The 2,394-nt window shown below is 70.0% G+C and carries 1 protein-coding gene and 2 pseudogenes; 2 read left to right on the top strand and 1 reads right to left on the bottom strand.

The genetic code is table 11. The features are described 5' to 3' along the window. Positions 1–203, top strand: a pseudogene (locus tag DSP71_RS23300) (DUF2520 domain-containing protein); the annotation flags it as partial. 45 nt (positions 204–248) lie between these two features. On the opposite strand, the gene DSP71_RS06995 reads toward DSP71_RS23300, so the two are convergent. Continuing rightward, positions 249–2,126 carry a DUF2207 family protein gene (locus DSP71_RS06995; RefSeq protein ID WP_113680720.1) on the bottom strand — a complete coding sequence of 626 codons (1,878 nt, stop codon included), beginning with the start codon at positions 2,124–2,126 and terminating at the stop codon, positions 249–251. Positions 2,127–2,206: 80 nt separating this feature from the next. Here DSP71_RS06995 and DSP71_RS23295 point away from each other — a divergent pair. Next, a pseudogene (locus DSP71_RS23295) lies at positions 2,207–2,394 on the top strand (lysine--tRNA ligase); the annotation flags it as partial.

Here is a 2,394-nt window from a genome sequence, read left to right as displayed (position 1 = left end):
TGGTGATCGCGGAAGCGGATCGTCCCGCCTATGCGGATGCCATCGCGACGGCCACGGAGTTCTCGCGGTCGATCATCGGTCAGTCGACCGAGCGACTGCGGCAGATCGGTGTGGAGAACCCCGGAGGCTATCTCTCGGCGCTCGTGCAGTCGACCGTCGAGAGAGCATTGCGCGAAGCCTCCGACGTTCCGCCGTTGATCTGAGCGGTTCCCGCCGCGTCTCAGCGCAGGGTGCGGGAAGCCGCCGTGTCATCGTCCGCCCGAGAAGCCCCCGCCGCCCCCGCCACCGGAGAATCCGCCGCCGAAGGACCCGCCCGCGCTGGACGAGGACCCCGTCGACGGCGCCGAGTAGGTCGCCGCCGAGTGCGACGAGGCCACGAACGAGGCGAGCTGCGCGCGCAGCACGAACGAGGTCGGGTCGCCGATCCAGGTGGCGCCGTGCTGTGCACGCGTGTACGCCTTCTCAAGCACCTCGCCCCATTCGTCCTCCATGCCGAAGAGGATGGCGTAGGGGAGGAGGCGCTCGTAGATGTGGATGACGTCGGCGGTGCCGTCTGCTCGACGTTCGGCCCCGCTGTAGGACTGCAGCATGCGCAGGCGGTCGGCGTCCGCGACGCGGATGAACTCCTCGACGCCGCGCAGGTACTCGTAGGTGCGGGCGCCTTCGGCCGTGAGCACCGTGTGCTTCGAGAAGCCGTAGATGCTGGAGAGCAGCACCAGGAAAGCGCCGAAGGAGATCACCACGAGCGCCGGGATCGCGGAGAGCCGCCCGCTGGCCGCGCTCCAGATCCCGAACGCCAGACCGATGACCGCGATGCCGATCGCACACCACTGCAGGATCACGGCCGCCCGACTGCGCGCCTTCTCGGTGAGCCCGCGCTTCTGCGCCTCGATCGTCCCGCGTTGCTCCAGGGCGGTCATCCGCGCGGCGAACGTCTCATCGGCGGTGGGCAGGTCGACCACACCCTCGCCGTCCGCGTCGGTGAAGAGGGCATCCAGGGCCTCGACGTCGAGCTGGTCGGGAAGTCGCGTTCCGGGGAGCCGACGCAACCGGGGCTCCTCCTCCTCCGCCCCCTCCTCGATGCGCAGCGTGCCGCGGACGGCCAGGTGCACGATCTCCGAGGGGATCACGTCCTTGGCGCCGGGCACCACGGCGGCGGCCAGCAGGGGAGGCAGTGAATCCGGCACGTCGTACTGGGCGACCACGATTCCGGTCGCCCTTCGGCGTCTCCGGGTGAAGGCCGAGACGGCCACCCAGCTGCCGACCGAGAGCCCGAGCGCGCCGACGGCGGCGACGATCGGGGTGACGTCCGCCACGGGGTCGGGGGTGCGGGCGAGAGGCTGGGTGACCGTACCGGCGTCGAAGCCGATGGCGACGGTCACCCCGTCGCCGGCAGGACGGGCTCCCGATTCGACGCGGAACGTCACATCGCGCCCGTCCGCGATCGGACCGTCCAGCTCGCACTCGTCCTTCGAGCCGGAGGGACCGGTGTAGCAGCGCGTGGCCCCGTTGAGCGCAGCGCTCAAGGAGGAGTCGAGCGTGACGTCAGCACGGAAGCGATCGATGGACTGCGTGCTGTCGAGCGGCAGCAGGTCCCAGTAGAACTCGTCCGCGGGAGGAGCCGACGATCCCGCAGAGGGCTTCGTCGCCAGGATCACATCGCGCATCTCCCACTCGATCACGTACGTGGTGAGACCCCGGACGAAGTCGTCGTCGTTGCCCGTGAGCACGTAGAGGAGACCGTCCTCCTCGTCCGTCTCGTAGGGCACCTCCGCGCCGTTCCCGTCGGTCACGGACAGTACCGTCGTCTCCGTGCTGGCCCCTTCGTACGAGGTCGCGAGCCCCCGGACGATGCCGTGATTCTGGTCGGCGTCGGGGAAACTCGCCACGAGCGTCTCCGTCACACGCATCCGCGCGCGGCCGTCGTCATCGAGCCCGACCTCGTACGCCGCGTCCCAGGAACTGTAGGAGAAGTCGTCGACATCGGTCGTGGCGGCGCGGATCGGACCGGCTGCGGCGTGAGCGGCGTGCTCGGCTGACGTCGCGAACGCCGCAGCCGGGGTGAAGGCCGCCACGAGGGCGAGGGGGAGTGCAGCGAACGCGCGGAGGATCCGTGTGTGGGCCATTCTCCGAGGCTACCCAGCACGCGACCGATGGCGTCACGCCGCCTCGGTAAACTGGGAGGGACTTCCAAGGAGCCCCCCACATGACTGACGCGTCGCCCGCGCCCGAATCGGCATCGACCGACCCCTCCACCGACGAGGACGTCCACGAGCAGAAGGCCGTGCGGCTCGCCAAGCGCGAGCGTCTGATCGAGAAGCGGTCGAACGCGGGGGGAGGGGCATTCCCCGTCGGAGTGCCCGTCACTCACACGGTCCCCGCACTGCGCGCCGA

This window comes from Microbacterium sp. H6, from assembly GCF_003314775.1.
Taxonomy (GTDB): Bacteria; Actinomycetota; Actinomycetes; order Actinomycetales; family Microbacteriaceae; genus Microbacterium; species Microbacterium oxydans.
This window is presented reverse-complemented; position numbering and strand designations above follow the sequence as displayed.